The 21331-nt window shown below is 69.8% G+C and carries 14 protein-coding genes and 1 pseudogene; 11 read left to right on the top strand and 4 right to left on the bottom strand.

What is annotated here, in order from left to right; translation table 11 throughout:
- Positions 1-53: 53 nt before the first annotated feature.
- Positions 54-1511: pseudogene (locus tag ACFVJX_RS09535) on the bottom strand (glycoside hydrolase family 30 beta sandwich domain-containing protein); the annotation flags it as partial.
- A 289-nt stretch (positions 1512-1800) separates the two neighbouring features.
- Here ACFVJX_RS09535 and ACFVJX_RS09530 point away from each other — a divergent pair.
- The 9 genes from ACFVJX_RS09530 (at position 1801) to ACFVJX_RS09490 (ending at position 15245) form a co-directional block, all read left to right on the top strand.
- Positions 1801-2775, top strand: a complete 975-nt coding sequence (locus ACFVJX_RS09530; protein WP_384133129.1) for a LacI family DNA-binding transcriptional regulator — start codon at positions 1801-1803, stop codon at positions 2773-2775.
- Positions 2776-2914: 139 nt separating this feature from the next.
- Entirely contained in the window at positions 2915-4591 is a 1677-nt protein-coding gene (locus ACFVJX_RS09525; protein ID WP_384133122.1) for an ABC transporter substrate-binding protein, read from the top strand.
- Positions 4592-4629: 38 nt separating this feature from the next.
- A complete protein-coding gene (locus ACFVJX_RS09520; protein ID WP_384133119.1) occupies positions 4630-5688 on the top strand; it encodes an ABC transporter ATP-binding protein in 1059 nt (352 codons plus the stop codon).
- A complete protein-coding gene (locus tag ACFVJX_RS09515) occupies positions 5685-6665 on the top strand; it encodes an ABC transporter permease (protein ID WP_384133116.1) in 981 nt (326 codons plus the stop codon). The genes ACFVJX_RS09520 and ACFVJX_RS09515 overlap by 4 nt, the downstream gene beginning before the upstream one ends.
- 3 nt (positions 6666-6668) lie before the next feature.
- Positions 6669-7679, top strand: coding sequence for an ABC transporter permease (locus ACFVJX_RS09510; RefSeq protein ID WP_384133113.1), 1011 nt, complete (start codon positions 6669-6671; stop codon positions 7677-7679).
- Positions 7676-8701 (top strand): ABC transporter ATP-binding protein, encoded by a 1026-nt coding sequence (locus ACFVJX_RS09505; protein WP_384133110.1) that lies wholly within the window; start codon positions 7676-7678, stop codon positions 8699-8701. The genes ACFVJX_RS09510 and ACFVJX_RS09505 overlap by 4 nt, the downstream gene beginning before the upstream one ends.
- A 57-nt stretch (positions 8702-8758) precedes the next feature.
- Positions 8759-10177 carry a GH1 family beta-glucosidase gene (locus ACFVJX_RS09500; protein ID WP_384133108.1) on the top strand — a complete coding sequence of 473 codons (1419 nt, stop codon included), beginning with the start codon at positions 8759-8761 and terminating at the stop codon, positions 10175-10177.
- Positions 10178-10232: 55 nt separating this feature from the next.
- Positions 10233-12107 carry a discoidin domain-containing protein gene (locus ACFVJX_RS09495; RefSeq protein ID WP_384133106.1) on the top strand — a complete coding sequence of 625 codons (1875 nt, stop codon included), beginning with the start codon at positions 10233-10235 and terminating at the stop codon, positions 12105-12107.
- Positions 12108-12164: 57 nt separating this feature from the next.
- Positions 12165-15245, top strand: a complete 3081-nt coding sequence (locus tag ACFVJX_RS09490; RefSeq protein ID WP_384133103.1) for a glycoside hydrolase family 3 N-terminal domain-containing protein — start codon at positions 12165-12167, stop codon at positions 15243-15245.
- Between the two features lie 94 nt (positions 15246-15339).
- On the opposite strand, the gene ACFVJX_RS09485 is transcribed toward ACFVJX_RS09490, so the two are convergent.
- From ACFVJX_RS09485 to ACFVJX_RS09475, 3 genes are all read right to left on the bottom strand, one after another.
- On the bottom strand, positions 15340-16968 hold the full coding sequence (locus tag ACFVJX_RS09485) for a hypothetical protein (protein ID WP_384133101.1): 1629 nt from the start codon (positions 16966-16968) through the stop codon (positions 15340-15342).
- A gap of 209 nt (positions 16969-17177) precedes the next feature.
- On the bottom strand, positions 17178-17723 hold the full coding sequence (locus tag ACFVJX_RS09480; protein WP_384133098.1) for a hypothetical protein: 546 nt from the start codon (positions 17721-17723) through the stop codon (positions 17178-17180).
- Positions 17724-17935: 212 nt separating this feature from the next.
- Positions 17936-19309 (bottom strand): PQQ-binding-like beta-propeller repeat protein, encoded by a 1374-nt coding sequence (locus tag ACFVJX_RS09475; RefSeq protein WP_384133095.1) that lies wholly within the window; start codon positions 19307-19309, stop codon positions 17936-17938.
- Positions 19310-19405: 96 nt separating this feature from the next.
- On the opposite strand from ACFVJX_RS09475, the gene ACFVJX_RS09470 reads away from it, so the two are divergent.
- Both ACFVJX_RS09470 and ACFVJX_RS09465 read left to right on the top strand, forming a co-directional pair.
- Complete coding sequence (locus ACFVJX_RS09470) at positions 19406-19861, top strand: hypothetical protein (protein ID WP_384133092.1); 456 nt, start codon at positions 19406-19408, stop codon at positions 19859-19861.
- Between the two features lie 43 nt (positions 19862-19904).
- On the top strand, positions 19905-21308 hold the full coding sequence (locus tag ACFVJX_RS09465; RefSeq protein WP_384133090.1) for a hypothetical protein: 1404 nt from the start codon (positions 19905-19907) through the stop codon (positions 21306-21308).
- The last annotated feature ends 23 nt before the right edge of the window (positions 21309-21331 follow it).

Below are 21331 nucleotides of genomic sequence, written 5' to 3'. Positions count from 1 at the left end.
GTACCCGTTGTCCCGGCGGCGGAGACCGCGTTGCAGATGTACAGCCGGACCTACCAGGTGAAGGTCGCCGATGTGCGACCGGGCAGCGAGTAAGTGAACTTGCTGTCGCCCCAGTTGACGGTGATCTGCTGGGCCGATTCGTCACCGTTGTACGCGATCAGCGCCTTCGAGCCGTCCGGGTTGCGCCAGGCGACGTTGGGCACGGCGGAGCTGGCCGTTGAGGCGATGCGGGAGGCTCCCGGGCGGACGAACTTGGTCAGGTGGCCCATCGTGTAGTACTCGATGTTGTAGTCGACCTGTCCGCTGCTGCCGTCCCCGTCGTGGACGGTGATCAGCCCGTCGCAGGTGCCGCAGCCGCCGTTGTGCGGGCCGCGGTCCTGGTCCACGGCCAGGGACCATTTGGTCACCGACTTCGCCCAGTTGCGGGTGTAGTCGATGATGTTCAGCATGTCCTCGCGCTGCTGGTCGGCGATCCAGGTGCCGCCCGAGTGCTCGGTCTGGAAGGCGTCCACCGACGGGTACCGGTCGTGCACCGCCGTCTGTTCGGACACGTCACCGCCGTACCCGTGCCAGGCGATCCCGCCGAAGTTGGGGTGGTCGCGCACCTCCGCGTCGTCCACGGTCGCCGCGGCGTACTCGTCGTAGGTGTCCCAGTTCCAGTCGTGCGCCAGCACCTTGGTGGAAAGGCCTGCCGACTGGAGCTTGGGGAGCAGCTCGCTCTTGGTGAAGTAGGCGAGCCCCGAGCCGTTCCAGCTCATCGAGGGGTAGCCGGAACAGCAGGTCGGCTCGTTCTGCGCGGTGACGTAGTCGACCGGAACGCCCTGGTCCCGGTAGGCCTGAAGGTACTTCACGAAGTAGTCGGCGTAGGTGCCGTAGTCCTCCGCCTTCAGCCAGCCGCCGTTCAGCTCCCCGCTGTCCTTCATCCACGCAGGGGCGGTCCACGGGGACGCCACCGTCGTCAGTGCCGGATTCAGCTCCCTGGCCTGCTTGGTGAGCGGGAGCACGTCTTCCAGATCGTGTGCGATCGAAAATTTCTCCAGCGTCGGGTCGGTCTCGCCGGCGGGGATGTCGTCGTACGTGTAACCGGTCCTGGCGAGGTCCGAGCCGCCCATCGGGTTGCGTACGAACGAGAGCCCGATGCCGTCCGTGGGGGAGAACAGCTTCTTCATCGTGGCGTCCAGGGTCGCCCGGCTCAGTGCCCCGCTGCTCTTCATCAGGTACGCGGCCGTGTCGGTGAACGAGGCGCCGCCGCCGGTGAAGGTCTGGTACCGGGTGTCCTCGTCGACCGTGATGTTCGTACCGTCGCCGCCGTTGCCCGACCCGAAGGTGACCGGGGTCTGGGCCTCAAGACCGCGGGTGACATGCCTGCCGCCGGAGTCGTCGGTGGTGGTCAGGGTGATGTCGACGCTCTCGCCCGCGGCGTGCGCGGTGGGGGACGAGAGCCCGGTGAGACCGGCGGTGGCGAGCGCTGCGGCGAGCAGCACCTGTACGGCTCTTCCTGTTCGGATCATGGCTGGAACCTTCCTCGGCGAGAGCGTGGGGACTTGCCGTCGAACGAGCCGTGAGTGAACTGCTCTTACGTGCTCACGTCAAGGGTGTCCGTGTTCAGGACTTGAACGAATCGGCCCGCCTCGCTGCTCGCGGAATGGGTACGGACCAATCTCGGTGTGAAGTATTGACGGCTCTGTTCCAGCGGGGTTAACTCACGCCACCAACGCCGGTACCGGTTCCGGAACCGGTTGCGGTACCGGTTCCATGACCGGCCGCACGCTCTGTCCTGTTGTGTCCTGGAGGCCCCCGATGCGTGTCACCATCGCTGATGTCGCCCGCGAGGCCGGCGTCAGCAAGACGACCGTGTCCCGGGTCATCAACACCAAGGGCGAAGTGGACGGTTCGACGGCCGCCCGTGTTCGTGAAGTGATTGCGCAGCTCGGTTATGTGCCCAGTTCGGGCGCCGTCGGTCTGGCCCGCGGCAGCAGCCGCACGGTCGGCATGCTGGTGCCCTCGCTGACCTGGCCGTGGATGGGCGAGGTGCTTCAGGGCGTCGTCGACACCGTAGAGGCGGCCGACTACGGCCTGCTGCTCTTCACCTGCAACCGCGGGGCCGAGTCCGTGGAGCGCTTCACCAGCCAGGTGTCGGCGCGGGCCTTCGACGGACTGGTCGTGGTCGAACCCGAGAACACCCTCGACCACCTCACCGCACTGCACCACGCCGGCCTGCCGATCGTGCTGATCGACGATCGCGGCCACCACCCCGAGTTCCCCTCCGTCGTGACCACCAACCACGAAGGAGGCGCGTCGGCCGCCCGCCATCTGCGGGCTGCCGGCCGCACCAGGCCACTGGTCATCACGGGCCCCCAGGACTTCGGCTGTGTACGCGACCGGCTCGCGGGATTCGTCTCCGTCCTGCCCACCGATCTCGTCGTCCGCGGGGACTTCACCGAGATCTGCGGCCGGCTGGCCGTGGAGAGACTCCTCGCCGCCGGCACGGAGTTCGACTCGGTCTTCGCGCACAACGACATCACCGCGGCAGGCGTGCTGCGGGCGCTGCGCGCCGCGGGACGGACCGTCCCGGGCGACATCGCGGTGGTCGGCTTCGACGACATCCCGATGGCCGAGCACACCGAACCCCCGCTGACCACCGTGCGCCAGCCCACCCGGCAGATGGGTGAGACGGCCGCACGGATGCTGCTCTCCCACCTCGGCGGCACGGCCGTGCCCGACGCACCACTCGTACTGCCCACCGAACTGGTCGTGCGCCACTCGGCGCCCTAGCGGCCGGGCCGGCCAGGCCCACCGCTCCCCGTACTCCGTGCAGCAGCCGGCTGCGCGCACCCGCACCGCCCGTACCCGGCGCGCCGAGCGCTGCCCGTTCCCGGATCTCCCAGACCCGCCAGTCCCTCCTGGAGTCGCCATGTCCGCACGCCGTCACCACACGCTCAGAGCGGTCGCGCTCGCCACCGCGGTGGTCGCGCTCGCCGCCGGATGCTCGTCAGCCAACTCGAACAACAACAAGAGCGGCAGCGGCGCTTCGGGCGTCCTGACCATCGGCAAGCCGGACGGGCCGCAGACGAACAACAGCAACCCGTTCCTGAACACCTCGGCGGGTGCCACCCTCGGCTACCGCTGGATGATCTACGAGCCGCTGGCGATGACGAGCCAGATCCGGCCCTCCGCGAAGGCCGACCCGTGGCTGGCGACGGACTGGAAGTGGGACCTCAACTTCACCAAGGTCACCTTCACGCTCGACGCCCGGGCCAAGTGGGCCGACGGCAAGCCGCTGACCGCCGAAGACGTCGCGTTCACCTTCAACCTGCTGAAGAAGCACCCGGCGCTCAACGCCGACGGCATCGCGTGGGGCGGGGTCGAGGTGCAGGGGAAAAAGGTCGTCCTGACCTTCGACGACTCGCAGTACGTCAACCAGAACAAGATCATCCAGCAGTACATCGTGCCCAAGCACATCTGGGAAGGCGTCAAGAACCCGGAGACCTGGCCCAACCGCACGCCCGTCGGCTCGGGCCCGTACAAGCTGAAGACGTTCACCCCGCAGACCACCACCCTGACCGCGACGCCCACCTACTGGAAGGGCAAGACGCAGGTCAAGGAGCTGCGCTACAGCACCTACAACGACAACAGCGCCGCCACCACCGCACTGGCCAGCGGCAAGCTGGAGTGGTCGTTCGTCTTCATGCCGAACTACAAGCAGCTGTACGTCGCCAAGGACCCCAAGAACTACAAGCTGTGGTTCCCGTCCGGGCTCGGCATCCACGGCCTGTGGTTCAACACCGCCCGCAAGCCGTTCGACAACCCGGCGCTGCGCAAGGCCATCGCGATGGTCGTCGACCGCAACGCCATCTACACCCAGGCCGAGGCGACCCTCTACCCGGAGATCACCAACCCGACCGGCATCCCGCTGCCCGCCGGCAAGTCCTTCATCGCCCCCGATTACAAGAACGCCACCACGAAGCCCGATGTCGAGGGCGCCAAGAAGGTGCTCGAAAAGGGCGGCTTCACGCTCAGCGGCGGTGTGCTGAAGGACCCGAGCGGCAAGCCGGTGAAGCTGACCTTCACCGACCCGGCCGGCTGGAACGACTACATCACCGGCCTCGCGATCATCAAGGACAACATCAAGAAGATCGGCATCGAGGCCAAGGTCAAGACGCAGACGGCCGATGCCTGGACCGCCGACGTGGCCAACGGCAACTTCGACGCCACCCTGCACTGGACCAACAGCGGCGCCACCCCGTACGACATGTACCAGAACATCATGGACGGCGCTCTGCTCCAGCCCATCGGCAAGCCCTCCCAGCAGGGCAACTTCGGCCGCTTCAAGAGCACCGAGGCGACCGATGCGCTCAAGGACTTCGCCAACGCCACGAGCGACACCACGCGCATCACCGCGATGAACGCCCTGCAGAAGATCATGGTCGAGGAGGCGCCGATGGTTCCCACCGCCGCCGCGCCCATCGGGGCCGAGTACTCCACCAAGAACTGGGTGGGCTGGCCCACCGAGGCCGACCCGTACGCCGACCCGCAGCACACCCAGCGCTCGGCGCTGGAAGTCGTGCTGAAGCTCAAGCCGTCGAAGTAAGGCCGTCGGCCTCACACCCAGGGATCCAGGTACCGGCCATGTCTGAACAGCTCGAAAAGAACCACGTCGTGCTCGAAGCACGCGGAGTCACCAAGCACTTCGCCGTACGGCGCACCGGCCGCGACCTCGTCGCGGGCAAGCGCCGCACCGTCCATGCCGTCGACGACGTCTCGCTGAAACTGCGGCGCGGCACCGTCACGGCACTGGTGGGGGAGTCGGGCTCCGGAAAGTCCACCGTCGCCAGACTGCTCGCCCAGCTGTATCCGCTCACCAAGGGCGAGATCCACCTGGGCGGACAGCCGGTGAAGGCCGGACGTGGCCGGTCCTTCCGCAGTTACGTACGCCGGGTCCAGCTCATCTTCCAGGACCCGTTCGCCTCGCTGAACCCGGTGCACACCGTGCGCTACCACCTCACCCGTGCCCTGAAGATCCACGGCCGGGCGGGCAGCGGCGAGGAGGAACTGGAACAGAACCTGACCGCTCTGCTGAACCGCGTCCAGCTGACTCCTCCTCATCAGTATCTGGACAAGTTCCCGCACGAGCTGTCGGGAGGTCAGCGCCAGCGCGTGGCCATCGCCCGCGCGCTCGGCGCCGACCCCCAGGTCCTGCTGGCCGACGAGCCCGTCTCGATGCTGGACGTCTCCATCCGGCTCGGGGTGCTCAACCTGCTCAAGGACCTCAAGGACCGCATGAACCTCGCGATCCTCTACATCACCCACGACATCGCCTCCGCCCGCTACTTCGCGGACTCCACGCTGGTGATGTACGCGGGCCGGATCGTGGAGGGCGGCGACAGCGAGACCGTCACCCAGCGCCCCGCCCACCCCTACACCCAGCTGCTGATCGCCTCGGCCCCCGACCCCGACCGGGTGGTCGCCGAGGAGGAGCAGGAGGAGACCGGCAGCGGCGAGCCACCCTCGCTCATCGCGCCACCGGCCGGCTGCCGCTTCCATCCGCGCTGCCCCAAGGCCCTGGAGCGCTGCCGCACCGAACTGCCGCCCCGCTTCGACCTGGCCGACGGCCAGTGGGCGGCCTGCTGGCTGTACGCCGACGGCGCCGACCGCGCCGGTGACCACGAGAAGGAGGCCGCGAAGTGAAGTACCTGCTCCAGAGGCTCGCCTTCTACCTGGTCACCGCATGGGCGGCGATCACCATCAACTTCCTCATCCCGCGGCTTATGCCCGGCGACCCGGTGCAGGCCCTCATCGCCCGCTTCCAGGGTCAGCTGGACACCAGCGCCATCGCCTCGCTGAAGGCCCTCTTCGGCCTCGACAAGCACCAGTCGCTCTGGCAGCAGTACACCGACTACTGGGGCCATCTGCTCGACGGCGACCTCGGCCTGTCCTTCACCTTCTTCCCGACGCCGGTCAGCGAGGTGATCGCGCAGTCGCTGCCGTGGACGCTCGCGCTCGTCGGCATCACCACGCTGATCAGCTTCGTGCTCGGCACCGGCATCGGTGTGTTCACCGGCTGGCGGCGCGGCTCCTGGATGGACAGCCTGCTGCCTGTCACCACCTTCATCTCCGCCATCCCGTACTTCTGGCTCGGCCTCATCGCCATCTCGCTGTTCGCCGTGAAGTGGCCGCTCTTCCCGGCCGCCGGCGGTTACGACAACTCGCTCGTGCCCGCCTTCGACTGGCCCTTCATCTCCAGCGCGCTCTACCACGGCGTGCTGCCCGGCCTCACCATCGTGCTCAGCGCGGTGGCCGGCTGGATCCTCGGCATGCGCAACATGATGGTGACGGTCTCCTCCGAGGACTACGTCATGGTCGCCCAGGCCAAGGGGCTCTCCGAGCGCCGCGTCATGTTCGGCTACGCGGCCCGCAACGCGATCCTGCCCAACATCTCCGGCTTCGCGCTCTCGCTCGGCTTCATCGTCGGCGGCACGCTGCTGGTGGAGATGGTCTTCTCCTACCCGGGCATCGGCTACCAGCTCTTCCAGGGCGTGGGCGCCAAGGACTACCCCCTGATGCAGGGCGTCTTCCTGATCATCACGCTCTCGGTGCTGGCGGCGAACCTACTCGCCGACGTCCTCTACATGATCCTCGACCCCCGTACCCGAAGGGAGGCCTAGGACATGGCTGTCACCGCCACGGAAGTCGCCGTACTCGACGCGACCGAGACCCCGGCCGCAAGCAAGCGCAGGTTCCGGTTCCTGCGCGGCCGCAAGACCGTCGTCGGGCTCTGCATCCTGCTCTTCTTCGTGCTGATCGCCGTCATCGGCCCGTGGATCGCCCCGTACGACCCGGACACGATGAGCAACCAGCTGCTCCAACCGCCGTCCGGCTCCCACTGGTTCGGCACCACCCAGACCGGCCAGGACGTGCTCTCGCAGATCCTCGTCGGCACCCGCGGCGTCCTCGTCGTCGGGTTCATCGCGGGCATCATCGCCACGATCCTGTCCGTGCTGATCGGCGTCAGCGCCGGCTTCCTCGGCGGCACCGCCGACGAGGTGCTCTCGCTGCTCTCCAACGTCTTCCTGGTCATCCCCGGACTGCCGCTGATCATCATCATCGCGAGCTTCGTCTCCGACACCGGCGACCTGCTGATCGCGGGCGTCATCGCCCTGACCTCCTGGGCCTGGGGAGCCCGGGTGCTGCGCGCCCAGACGCTCTCGCTGCGCCGCCGGGACTACGTCGAGGCGGCCCGCGCCACCGGCGAGTCGACCTGGCGGATCATCTTCTTCGAGGTGATGCCGAACCTCACCGCAGTCATCGCCTCCGGATTCGTCGGCACGGTCATCTTCGCGATCCTCTCCGAGATCACCCTCGCCTTCATCGGCGTCGCCGACATCTCCAACTGGAACTGGGGGACCGTCCTGTTCTGGGCGCAGTCCAACCAGGCCCTGGCCCAGGGCGCGTGGTGGTGGTTCGTCCCCGCCGGGCTCTGCATCGCCCTGCTCGGCATGTCGCTGGCCCTCATCAACTTCGGCATCGACGAATTCGTCAACCCCCGACTGCGCACCGAGACCGGCGGCTCGCGCAAGGTCCGGATGCGGGTCGGCTTCACCCCCGTCGCGCGCTCCGCCCCGGCCGCCGAACCGCAGGGCAGGCGCAACCGTACGCACGACAAGGAGTCCCGCTCATGAGCGAGCCCGTCCTCACCATCAGCGGCCTCAACGTCGACTACGGGACCGGCGACGACGCCGTGCACGCGCTGCGCGACATCGACCTCACCCTGCACCGGGGCGAAGTCCTGGGCCTCGCGGGCGAGTCGGGCTCGGGGAAGTCCACCCTGGCGTACGCCGTCACCCGGCTGCTCTCCCCGCCCGGCGTGATCACCGGCGGCCAGGTCAGCTACCACCAGCGCGACGGCCGGGCGCTCGACCTGCTGACGCTGTCGGCCCCCGAACTGCGGGCCTTCCGCTGGCAGGAGCTGTCGATCGTCTTCCAGGGCGCGATGAACTCGCTCAACCCGGTCCACACGGTCCACAGCCAGCTCACCGACGTACTCCAGGCCCACCGGCCGGAGATGCGCAAGGCCGAACGGACCGCACGGGCCAAGGAACTGCTCCAGCTGGTCGGGATCTCCGCCGACCGGCTCGGCGCCTACCCGCACCAGCTCTCCGGCGGGATGCGCCAGCGCGTGATGATCGCCATGGCACTCGCGCTGGAGCCCGAGATCGTCATCATGGACGAGCCCACGACGGCCCTGGACGTCGTCATGCAGCGCCAGATCCTGCGCCAGCTCGTCAAGCTCCGCGAGGAGCTGGGCTTCTCCGTCGTCTTCATCACGCACGACATCTCCCTCCTGATCGAGTTCTCCGACCGGATCGCGATCATGTACGGCGGGCGGATCGTCGAGGAGGCCGGGGCCTCCGACATCTACCGGGACCCGCGCCACCCCTACAGCGACGGACTCCTGCACTCCTTCCCCGCGCTGCACGGCCCCCGCCGCGAGCTCAGCGGCATCCCGGGCTCGCCCCCGCACCTGTCCGCGATGCCCGCCGGCTGCGCCTTCCACCCCCGCTGCGCCAAGAAGGTCGACGCCTGCGACAGCCACGTCCCGGTACTCGCCGCACCGGACGGGGACGGCTCCCGCTCGGTCGCCTGCTGGCTCCACCAGGAGGCCCCGGCCGCCGCAGCCACCGTTCCCGCCGCCCGGTCGTAGCGCCTCGGAGGGCCCGGCAACGGGGCCCTTCTTCGCCACGCACATCACAGGAGAACCATGAACCTCGTCACCCCCCAGGCATACGCCCGCGAGATCGCCGCCCAGGCCGTACCCGGTCTGCCCACGGACTTCCGCTGGGGCGTCGCCACAGCCGCCTACCAGATCGAGGGAGCGGCGGCAGAGGACGGCAGAACGCCGTCCATCTGGGACACGTACTGCAGGGTGCCGGGCATGGTCGTCCGCGGCGAGAACGGTGACGTGGCCTGTGACCACTACCACCGGATGCCCGAGGACGTCTCGCTGATCGCCGACCTGGGCGTCGACACGTACCGCTTCTCGCTGGCCTGGCCGCGCATCCAGCCCGGTGGCCGGGGCCCCGCCAACGCGAAGGGGCTGGACTTCTACAAGCGCCTCCTCGACGAGCTGGAGGCCAAGGGCGTCACCCCGTGGGTCACCCTCTACCACTGGGACCTGCCGCAGGAGCTGGAGGACGCGGGCGGCTGGCCGGTCCGCGACACCGCCCTCCGCTTCGCCGAGTACGCCGCCCTCGCCTACGACGCGTTCGGTGACCGGGTGAAGCACTGGACCACGCTGAACGAGCCGTGGTGCTCGGCCATGCTCGGGTACGCCTACGGCAACCAGGCACCCGGCCGGCAGAACTTCGGCGAGGCCATCCACGCCGTCCACCACCTGCTGCTCGGCCACGGTCTCGCCTCCCGTCACATGCGGGAGCAGGCCGCCGCACGCGGCAACGAACTCGAACTCGGCATCACCCTCAACCTGGGCACCGCCACCCCGGAGACCGGCAGCCACGAGGACGCCGAGGCCTGCCGCCGCGCCGACGGGCTCGGCGCACGGATCTACCTGGACCCGGTCGTCAAGGGTTCCTACCCCGAGGACATCGTCGCCGACCTCGCCGCGCAGGGCGTCGAACTGCCCGTCCGGGACGGCGACCTGGCGGCCATCGCCACCCCGCTGGACGTCCTCGGCGTCAACTTCTACCGCGGTTCGCTCTTCTCCGGCGTGACGGAGGAGGGCGCGACGGCCGACGCCGACGGGCTGCCCGTCACCCGCGTCGTCGAGCGCGACCTGCCACGCACCGCGATGGACTGGGAGATCACCCCCACCGCCCTCACCGACCTGCTCGTCCGCCTGGAGAAGGACTACGGCCTCCCGACGGTCATCACCGAGAACGGTGCCGCCTTCGACGACACCGTCTCCCCGGACGGCGAGATCCACGATGCCGACCGCACCACCTATCTCGCCGACCACATCGCCGCCGTCGCCGCCGCCCGCGACCGGGGGGCCGACGTCCGGGGGTACTTCGCCTGGTCGCTGATGGACAACTTCGAGTGGTCCTACGGCTACGACAAGCGATTCGGCATCGTCCGCGTCGACTACGACACGCAGGTGCGGACGCTCAAGGACAGCGCCAAGTGGTACCGCGACACCATCCACCTCACCCGCAACGCGTGACTGTGCCCGCGCGCGCAGCCGCGCAGCCCCCATTGATACGAACGGGAGCCCCACCGTGCCCTCTCGTACGACTCTGGCAGTTACCACCGCCGCTCTGATCGCCCTCGCCGCCCCCATGGCGTTCGCGGCGCCCGCCCCGCGGGCCGCCGCCCGGGCCGCGGCCTGGGACACCGACCGGGCGGCCGCCGCCTACAGCGCCGACCCCGGCGCCGTCACCGCGTCCGGCAGCGCGAGCAACGCCACCGGACCGGGGGCCGCCGCCGACGGCGACGGCACCACCCCCTGGGTCGGCAACGCCGCCGACGACGCCTGGATCGGCGTCGACCTCGGATCCGCCATCCGGATCAGCCGGGTCACCCTGGACTGGGACGAGACCGACTACGGCAGGAAGTACGTCCTGGAGGTGTCCGGGAACGGCACCGACTGGACCCCCTTCTACACCGAGGACGACGGCACCGGCGGCAGCGTCACCGCGCACACCTACCCGCAGGAGGTCACCGGCCGCTACGTCCGGATGCGCGGCGTCCAGCGCGCCACCGGCTCCGGCTACTCCCTGTACTCCCTCAAGGTGTACGGGGGCGAGCCCGCACCGGCCTCCACCACCCGCGCCAACCTCGCGCTGAACCACCCCGCCTACGGCGACCTCTACCAGGACGCCGGCAGTTCGCCCGCCTTCGTCACCGACGGCGGCTGGCCGGCCGACCTCAAGGGGGGCCAGTCCCGCTGGTCCAGTGACTGGAACGCCAACCGCTGGGTCGGCGTGGACCTCGGAGCCACCTCCACGATCGACAGCGTCGACCTGTACTGGGAGGCGGCCTACGGCGTCGACTACCGGATCCAGGTCTCCGACGACAACCGCACCTGGCGGACCGTCTACCAGCCATCCGATGGGGAGGTCGCCGCCCGCCGCGCCGACGTGAAGGCACCCGGCGACGCCGCCGGACTCCACGACACCGTGACCCTGCCCACCCCGGCGACCGGCCGCTACGTCCGGATGCTCGGCGTCGAACGGCGCTCCTTCTACAACCCCGCCCCGTCGACCGCCCAATTCGGCTACTCACTCTACGAGTTCCAGGTCTGGGGCACCGGCGGCAGCGCGGACGCCGCCTACCCGGCCCTGCCGAAGGACCCCGGCGGCGCGTACAGCACCACGTTCTACGACGACTTCACCGGCTCGGACCTCGACCGCTCCAAGTGGCGCGTGGTGCGCACCGGCACGGAGATGGGACCCGTCAACGGCGAGTCGCAGGCCTACGTCGACTCGCCGGACAACATCCGTACCGAGAACGGCTCGCTCGTCCTGGAGTCGAAGTACTGCAAGGGCTGCACCCCGACGCCCAACGGCACCTTCGACTTCACCTCCGGGCGCATCGACACCAACACCAAGTTCGACTTCACCTACGGCAAGGTCAGCGCCCGTATGAAGCTGCCGGTCGGTGACGGCTACTGGCCCGCCTTCTGGATGCTCGGCAGCAACGTCGACGACCCGGACGTCTCCTGGCCCGGCTCGGGCGAGACGGACATCATGGAGAACATCGGCTACGGCGACTGGACCAGCTCCGCGCTGCACGGCCCCGGCTACTCCGCCGACGGCAACATCGGCGCGCAGCAGACCTACGCCGACGGCGGCCGCGCCGACGACTGGCACACCTACGGCGTCGAGTGGACGCCCGAGGGCATGACGTTCACCGTCGACGACCGGGTCGTGCAGACGACCTCCCGCCAGAAGCTGGAGTCCACCCGCGGCCAGTGGGTCTTCGACCACAACCAGTACGTGATCCTCAACCTGGCACTCGGCGGCGCCTACCCCGCCGGGTGGAACCAGGTCACCGAGCCCTACTGGGGTCTTCCGCAGTCCAGCGTCGACCGCGTCGCACAGGGCGGCATCAAGGCGGAGATCGACTGGGTACGGGTCGAACAGAAGAAGTAACGGCCCCGGCAACGCAGTCCGCGCAGCAACGTAGCCCCGTCATCCAAGGAGCCGCACATGCCACCACGCACCCGTCACCGGGCGAGACCCGCGACCGCCGCACTGGCCGCCGCCACGGTCCTGGCCGGTCTGCTCGCCGGGGCCGCCCCCAGTTCGGCCGCCCCCGCGGCGGCCGACGATCCCGCCCCCGTGGCCATCGACCGTTTCGAGGGCGAGGTCCCCTTCGCCAACCAGCCCGCCGAGGGCATCTTCACCTGGGGCGGCGACGCGGACGACCCGCCGTCCCTGGCACTGAAGGAACGCGCGGACGCCCCGGAGGGCGCCAAGGTCCTCGAAGGCACCTACGACATCAGCGGTTACGGCGGTCTCAGCCACGACTACGCCGCCGACCGGCCCGCCCACGACTGGTCCGCCCACAAGGGCATCCGCTTCTGGTGGTACGGGCAGAACACCGCGCCCCTGCCGCCCGGTTCGGGCAAGAAGATCAGCTTCGAGATCAAGGACGGCGGCGCCGACGGCGAGGCCTCCGAGCTGTGGACGACCTCCTTCACCGATGACTGGGAGGGCTGGCACCAGGTCGAGATCCCCTTCGCGGACTTCGTCTACCGCGGCGACTACCAGCCCGTCGGCGGCATCGACCAGGTCCTGGGCCTCGACGAGATGTGGGGCTGGGCCCTCACCCTGCCGACCGGCGCCCCCGGCTCGTTCGCCATGGACGGCATGGAGCTGTACGGCAAGGCCGACGCGGCGCTCAAGGCGAGTGTCGTCACCGACGCGGCCGTGCACCCGGTCAAGCAGGGCGGCACCGCGGACATCGATCTCTCCGTCGCGACCACGGGCTCCCTCCCGCTGGAGGAGCCCGTCACCGTCGGGTACGAGACCAAGGGCGGCAGCGCCGGGTCCGGAACCGACTACACCCCGGTCAGCGGCACGTACACCTTCCCGGCGGGCACCGCGTCCGGCGCCACTCACCGCGTCACCGTCACGACGAAGAAGGTCACCGGCGCCGCGTCCGCGAAGACGGTTCCGCTCGAACTCACCGTCACCGGCGCCAAACCGCCCAAGGAGAACCCGCAGGTCGTCATCGACGCCCACGGGCTGCCCTACCAGGACGCCAAGCTGCCCGTGAAGAAGCGGGTCGCCGATCTGCTCTCCCGGATGTCGCCCGCCGAGAAGGCCGGCCAGATGACCCAGGCCGAGCGCAACGCCCTCGCCTCACAGGGCGACATCGCCACCTACGACCTCGGCTCGCTGCTCTCGGGCGGCGGTTCGGTCCCGACGCCCAACACGGCCGCCGCCTGGGCGAAGATGGTCGACTCCTACCAGCTCCGCGCCCGGGCGACCCGCTTCCAGATCCCGCTGATCTACGGTGTGGACGCGGTGCACGGGCACAACAACGTGATCGGCTCGACGATCATGCCGCACAACGTCGGCCTCGGTGCCACCCGTGACCCGCAGCTCGCGGAGAAGACGGGCGCCGTCACCGCGAGCGAGGTGCGCGCCACCGGCATCCCGTGGGACTTCGCGCCCTGCCTCTGCGTCTCGCGCGACGACCGCTGGGGCCGCGCCTACGAGTCCTACGGTGAGGACCCGGCGCTCGTGGAGTCGCTGGAGACGGTGATCCAGGGCATGCAGGGCGCGGCGTCCGGCAAGGACCTGGCGCGCAACGACAAGGTGCTGGCCACCGCCAAGCACTTCGTCGGCGACGGCGGTACGGAGTACGGCTCCTCCACCACGGGCTCGTACCCCATCGACCAGGGCGTCACCACGGTCACCCGGCAGGAGCTGGAAGCCGTCCACCTCGCCCCGTTCGGCGAAGCGGTCAAGCGCGGTATCGGCACGGTCATGCCGTCGTACTCCTCGCTCGACATCATCGGCGACGACAAGGGCCCGGTGAAGATGCACGCCGACGCCGAGATGATCAACGGTGTGCTCAAGGACCGGATGGGCTTCGACGGCTTCGTCATCAGCGACTACCAGGCGATCGACCAGATCCCCGGCGACTACGCGAGCGACGTGCGCACCTCGGTCAACGCCGGACTCGACATGATCATGGTGCCGACGGCGTACAAGGACTTCACGCGAACGCTTCAGGACGAGGTGACCGCGGGCCGGATCCCGCAGGCCCGGATCGATGACGCGGTCTCCCGCATCCTGACCCAGAAGTTCCAGCTGGGCCTGTTCGAGAAGCCGTACGCCGACACCGCCAACGTGGACAAGGTCGGCTCGGCCGAACACCGGGCCGTGGCCCGCCGGGCCGCCGCCGAGTCCCAGGTGCTGCTGAAGAACGACGGCGGCGTGCTGCCGCTGAAGTCCTCGCAGAAGGTGTACGTCGCCGGTTCCAACGCCGACGACATCGGTAACCAGGCCGGCGGCTGGACCGTCAGCTGGCAGGGCTCCTCCGGCGACATCACGCCGGGCACCACGATCCTGTCGGCCATGAAGAAGGACGCGGCCTCGGTCACGTACTCCGAGGACGCCTCGGCCGCCACGGACGGCTACGACGTCGGTGTGGTGGTCGTCGGCGAGACGCCGTACGCGGAGGGCGTCGGTGATGTCGGCAACGGCCACGACCTGGAGCTGTCCGCCGCAGACAAGGCGGCGGTCGACAAGGTCTGTGCCGCGATGAAGTGCGCGGTCCTGATCGTCTCGGGCCGCCCGCAGCTCATCGGCGACCGGCTCGGCGACATCGACGCGCTGGTGGCCTCCTGGCTGCCGGGCACCGAGGGCGACGGAGTGGCCGATGTGCTGTACGGGAAGCGGGCCTTCACCGGACAACTCCCCGTGACCTGGCCGAAGTCCGAGTCCCAGCTGCCGATCAACGTCGGCGACGCGGCCTACGACCCTCAGTTCCCCTACGGCTGGGGCCTCACCACCCTGAAGAAGCCACCGGCGGGCGGCGAGCTGACGCTCACCGCGCTCGCGCTGGCCGCCCAGGTGGCGCAGAGGACCGGTCTCGGCCGGACCGAGGTGGGCGGCGCCATCGTCGGCCAGGCCCGGCTGCTGGTCCAGCAGAAGATCAACGGAAAGCTGACGGAGAAGGTGTCCAAGCCGTTCGCCGACGCCGACCACCTGCTGCTGACCGGTGACCTGACCGGGGCGGTGGCGAAGCTGCGGGCGGCCTACCGGGCCGCCTGACGCACCGCGCGGGGCGGCCCCACCGCTCCGGGCCCATCATCCGGTACCCCGGCGTGCAGGACGCGCCGGGGCACCGGATCCTACGGGACAGCCCTCAGCTGCACGCCTCGATGGGCTTGAAGGAGCGGGCCCCGTTCGTCCCCTGCGGAGCCCCGAGGAACTCGGCCTTCTGGATCTTCCCGGTCTCCGTGTCGCTCTTCGCCGTGTATCCGAGCGACACCCCGGCCTTGATCTCGAAGCCCGACTCCTTGCTGTTGGCCTTCAGCTGGTGCGTCGTCCTGCTGCCGATGGCGTTGTCGTGGAGCAGGCGGGCGTACGGGTCCTTGCTCTTGGAGAGCGGCGTTCCCGGCTTGTCGGGCGAGTGCCGGGGAATCTCCTGGGTCATCATGCCGGTGAGCGTCTGGCCGTCCACGTTCGGCTTGCCCTCGGAACTGCCGACGATGTCGTTGTTCCCCCGGCCGATGGCCTCTTCCGCCATCTCGCGGTTGGCGCGCTGCTCGTCCGTGATCTCCGTCTCCGGAGGGAAGGCGAGGGTCGTGGTGGTGGTCTCCACGTTCTTGAGGGCGTCCTTGTTCCCGCCCTTGACGGTGCCCTTGGCGCCCTTGCGGTGCTTGCCCTTGCGGTGTTTGCCGCTGCCCCCCTTGGCCTCCTTGTCCGCCTCGGCACTGGTGGAGTCGCTGCCCTCCTTGGTGACCGTCTTGACGACGTCGATCCGGGCCAGCTTGCCCTTGTTCGGGCCGGAGGAGTACCGCGTGACGGTGATGGCGCCGTTGAAGCCGATACCGGCCTCGTTCTTGCTCTTGGCGGGGCCGTCCTTCTTGCCCCAGCTCTTGCTCGCCTTGGCGCTGACCTCGAAGTCGCGGGTGGTGGAGATGACCGGGGGATGCAGCCAGTTGTTGGTCGCGGTGCGCTTCGTACCGCTCGCGTCGACGGCCCCGGTGATCCCGTAGGCGTTGTTCCCCGTGTCGCCTTCCAGCCCGAGCTCGGCGTTCGCCTTCACCTTCGTCTCTTCGGTGGTGATGTGGTTGTCCTTGTACTCCTCGCTGAAGTTCTTGCGCTCGTCCTTGTCGAGGTCGACCCCGAAGATCCGGAGGAACCCCTTTCCGGCTTCCTTCGGAGGCGAGTCCTGGAGGTCCTTGACCTTCTCCTGGAACTCGGATGCCTTCTTCGGGTCGGAGAAGACCCAGGAGTCACCGTCCTTCACCTCCACCCCGGCGCCCAGATCGAGGACGTTGACCTTCTTGCCGCCGATCTTCGCCTTGACCCCGGTCTCCAGGCCGGCCGAACCGCCCTCCTGGACGGTGATCACGACGCGCTTCCCGGTGCCCTTCTTGCCGTCCGGGAGGGTCTCCGACTCGTCGGTGAACTCCTCCCGCTTCATGGTGAACTTGCTGCCCAGCTTGACGAAGGCGACCTTCGCCTCCTGGCCCGTGTCGCTCTGCTCGTTCTTCGTGTTGCAGAGCACGGGCCGGTAGGCCTTGTCCCTGTCCTCGGACTTCGGGCCCTTGGCACCGACGGTCGTGATGTCGCAGTTCGATCCGCCGGTCAGGCTGCATATCTGTGCGGCGATCCGCTGTGTCAGACCGCCGCCGATACCCGTGGCGGCCATGCCTCCCACCACCGCGACGACCACCACGACGACGCCCGCGTAGTCGATGGCTCCCTGCCCGGCATCGGCCGACGACCGGCCGGATATCGACCTCGGCCATTCGAAGGGTTTCATGTCCCCCGCCCCCTCCCCGCGGGGCATCCGCGGGGTGATGAAATTTTTCCAGAATGTGTGAACGCCTCGCGTGCACAGCGAGACGGCGGCCCGTAACCGCTGCTGTACGAACACGGGTCACGGGCAACGAAAGGACGCCGGTCGCTACCCGACCGGCTTGTGGACCATCTGATGCGACGCGGCCCGGAACCCCGGGCCCGCCGCCCGAATCACTCGGAGCCGACGACCTGGACCGTCTCGACGACCTTCTCCAACTCGTCCGAGCTCAGAGCGGATTCGGCCGCGTTGATCCGGACCAGGAACGTGTCGCCGCTCTTGTCCGTGCCCACCACGTCGACCCCGTTGACCGGCTCGCCCTTGGGCGGTGCGCCCGCTGCGCCGGTTCCTTCGAAGGAGTAGTTGATCCGCTGGCCGTCATCGGTGCCGCTGACCTCGTAGTCCTTGAACTTCTCGATCTTCGACCGGAGTTCGTGGTCACCGAGGGCGGAGGCCGCCGCCTTCTCGGCGTCCCCGGAGTCGTCGTACTTCAGCACGACCGAGATCTTCCCGAGCTGACGCCCGTCCCGCTCCAGCACCGCCGCCGCGTCGGCCGCCTCGGGCCGCTCCGCCTCGGACTGCGCCTTCCACTCCGAGGGGAAGTCCACTGTGACCCCGGGCGACTTCAGCCGCTCGTAGCCCTGCGCGGGCCCCTCGCTCTCCGCGTCACCCCCACAGCCGGCCAGCAGCAGCACCGCGGCCGTCGCACCGCCCAGCACCGCGACTCCCCGCCGGATTCCCCGTCGGCCTCTTCGCACCGTTGCGCCTGTCGGTCCGCGGTGCTCCATGCTTGTGGTTCCTTCCGTGCGACGTGATCAGTGTGGGGAGTTGATCTCCTGGGATGATACTGATCAACATTTTGGACGCACATGGGCCCTCGGACCCAAATCCTTTTCCCTGGATGTGATATGACACACCGTCCGGTGTGAGGTCACACCTCGACGGCGGCGATCCCCGCATCCGTGACCACATACAGCCTGCCGCCGTCGACCAGGGGGACACCGCCCGCCCCGGGCTCGCCCGTCACCCGCCAGCGCGCCGCCCCGGTGCGGGCGTCGTACGCCCACGTCTGCGAGGTGTGGCTCACCAGGACCGAGCCACCCGCCGCGGCCGGCGCCGAGGTGCAGTCGTCGGAATCCGTACGCCACAGCTGCTTTCCGTCGGACAGGGCCCGCGCCGTCACATAGCCGCCGGGCTTCTTCTCCCCGCCGGTGAACGGAATGTGGAAACCCGAGCCGGACGCGTGCGCGGCCCGGAAGCCGTCGCTCGACGCCAGGAAGACCGCGGAGTTGCCCGACGCCACCTCGGGAGCCACCGGCGAATCGACCGTGACGCGCCAGCGCCTGTCGCCCGTCGCGGCATCGTAGGAGTACACCGCGCCGGTCCCGCCCTCACAGGCGTGGACCGTGCGGCCGTCTGCGGAGACGGTGAGCCGGGCGCCGGGGTCGTCCTCGAACTCCTTCGGCGGCGCGGGGGACTTCCAGCGCCGCTCCCCGGTGGACAGGTCGTAGGCGGCGACCTCGTCACCCTTGCCGGACCCGGTCGCGTACAGCAGCTCCGGCCCGAGCGCCACGCTGTCCTGCTTCGGCAGCGACCAGCGCCGCTCGCCCGTCCCCGCGTCGAGAGCCGAGAGTCCGTCGCCGTCCCGGGCGTCCGCGATCAGCTGTCCGCGCGAGCGGTCCGCCAGCAGCAGCCGGTTGCCGCCGGCCCGCCACTTCACGCGCCCGCTCCCCACGTCCAGCCCGCACAGCACGCCCTGGACCAGGGTGCGGGTGCCACCGGCCTCGTCCGCCGCCTTCTCCGTCTCCATCAGCACGCAGAGCGTCCGGCCGATGACCACCGGAGCCGCCGGCGGGCCGCCGCCCAGCGCTTCGCTCGCCCAGCGCCGGCTGCCGTCCGCGTCCGCGAAGGCGTTGACGTGTCCGCCCTCGGCCACGGCGTAGACGGTCCCGTCGGCCACCGTGACGGGACCGAGCGCCGCTTCCCCCTGCTTGCCGCCGGTCACCTCGGCCACCCACCGCCGGCGTCCGCCGGAGGTGCTCACCGCGTGCACGGAGAGCGGGCCGCTGCCCGTGACGTAGAGGGAGTCGCCCGCGACCGTCAGCCGGCTCGTCCCGGCGTCGGCCCCGTCCATCGCGTACGTCCAGGCGGCCCTCCGCTCGGCCGGGGTGGCGATGGCCGGGCCGCCGGAATCACCGAAGACCCGCCACGCCACCACGGCCCCGGCACCCACGACCCCGGCCCCGAGCACGGTCCGGCGGCCGATGTGTCGTCCCTGGTTCCTGGACCGACCCCGTGCGTTCACTGCTTGACCCTTCGCGTCCGGCGGCTGAGATAGCGTGTGCGACTCGCGACCCGTGACATGACAAGCCCGAGGAGTGAGAGGTACCGGATGTACGGCATGCGCACCAACCAGGCCCCCGCGTCAGCACATCACATACAGACATGGGGGAGCCAGGCGCGCCCCGGCTGGTTCTTCCCCCTGGTCCGTTCCTGGGCCGTCGGTCTCCTCGCCCTGACGCTGATGAGCGTCGTGGTGAACTACGCGGTCCAGGACGTCTTCGACTCCCGCCTCTACTCCTTCGGCTGGCGGGTCGCCCTCATCTACGTTCCGAACGTGCTGACGATGACCGCCTGCACCCTGGCCGCCGCCCGCGTCCACCGTGCCCCGCACCGCGACTCCCTGCCCCGCCATCTGACGGCGGCCCTGACGGTCCCGGCCTTCACGCTGGTCCTGTCCCTGGTCAACGGCTGGAGCGACCTGGACGCCGAGGTCGGCTCGATGATGCTCGCCGCCGTGCTGCTGGGGAGTACCGCAGCGCTCGCCCTGGACAGGGTGCTGGAGGGCAGGCGCTGACTCCCGCGACGCGCGTGCCGTGCATCTGGGTTACGTTCGAGGTATGCGGAACAGGTTGTTCCCGACCCTGCTGGCCGGCCTGCTGCTGATCCTCTCGGCGGCAGCCCTGGGCCTGGCCGCCCCGGCGTCGTCCTCGCCCGCCGCGCTGCGGGCCTCCACGGTGAACGATGTCGCGCAGGCGCTGCGCAAGAGCCCGGTGTACGTCGATCCGGGCGCGGCCGGACAGCTCTCCCGCGCCCAGGCCGCCGCCCTGACGAAGAAGATCAAGAGCGCCGACAAACCGGTGTTCGTGGCCGTACTGCCGCAGACCTCGGCCTTCCCCGCGTCGAGCGTGCTCAGGACGCTGCGCGCCGACACCGGAATCACCGGTGTGTACGCCATCCGCCTCGGCGACGGCTTCAACGCCGGCAGCGACCCGCAGGTGATGTCCCAGCAGGCGGTACGCAACCTCACCGCCGCCGTGAAGGCGCCCGGCTCCGGCACCGACGCCGCGACCCAGCTGAACTCCTTCGTCGACCGGGCCGTCGAGCAGGCCCGCGGCCACGCCCCGTCCTCCTGGGGCGGCTCCTCGTCCGGCCGGAGCTCGCCAACCGCCGGCCTGATCGCGGTCGGCGCTGTGGTGGTCATCGGCGGCGCGGGCGCCTACGCGGTCGTGCGCCGCAACCGCAGGCGCAAGGAGGCCGACGAGCAGGCCGCGCTCGACCGGCTGCGGGTCGTCGTGGACGAGGACATCACCGCGTACGGGGAGACACTGGACCGGCTGGACTTCCACCCCGCGGAGACGGGCGCCGACGACTCGATGCGCGCGGACTACGAGCGGGCCCTGGACTCCTACGAGAGCGCGAAAGCGCGTATGGCGCACGCCCGGCACCCCTCGGACGTGCGCGGGGTGACCGAGGCCCTGGAGGACGGGCGCTACTCGCTCGCCGTCCTGGAGGCGCGGCGCACCGGCGCCGAACTGCCCGCCCGCCGCCCGCCCTGCTTCTTCGACCCGCGCCACGGGCCCTCGGTGGCCGACGTCCGCTGGTCCCCGTCGGGCGGTACGGCCCGCGAGGTCCCGGTGTGCGGCGCCGACGAGGTCCGGCTGCGCGACGGCGAGGACCCGATGAGCCGCACCGTCGACATGGGTGACGGCCGCCGCCGCCCCTACTGGGAGGCGGGCCCGGCGTACGGCCCCTGGGCGGGCGGCTACTTCGGCGGCGGCCTGCTGCCCGGCCTGCTGGTCGGCACGATGCTGGGCTCGATGCTCTCCACCCCGGCGTACGCGGCGGAGTACGGCGGGGGCGACTTCGGCGCGGGCGGCGACTTCTCGGGCGGTGACTTCTCCGGCTCGGACTTCGACTCCTCGGGCTTCGGCGGCGGCGGGTTCGGTGACGGCGGAGGCTTCGGCGACGGGGGCGGCTTCGGTGGCGGCGGTGGCGGGGACTTCGGCGGCGGCGGTTTCTGAGGCCCTCCGCGCGGCAGCGATGA

It is taken from the genome of Streptomyces sp. NPDC127177, assembly GCF_042672475.1.
In the GTDB taxonomy this organism is placed as follows: Bacteria; Actinomycetota; Actinomycetes; order Streptomycetales; family Streptomycetaceae; genus Streptomyces.
This window is presented reverse-complemented; position numbering and strand designations above follow the sequence as displayed.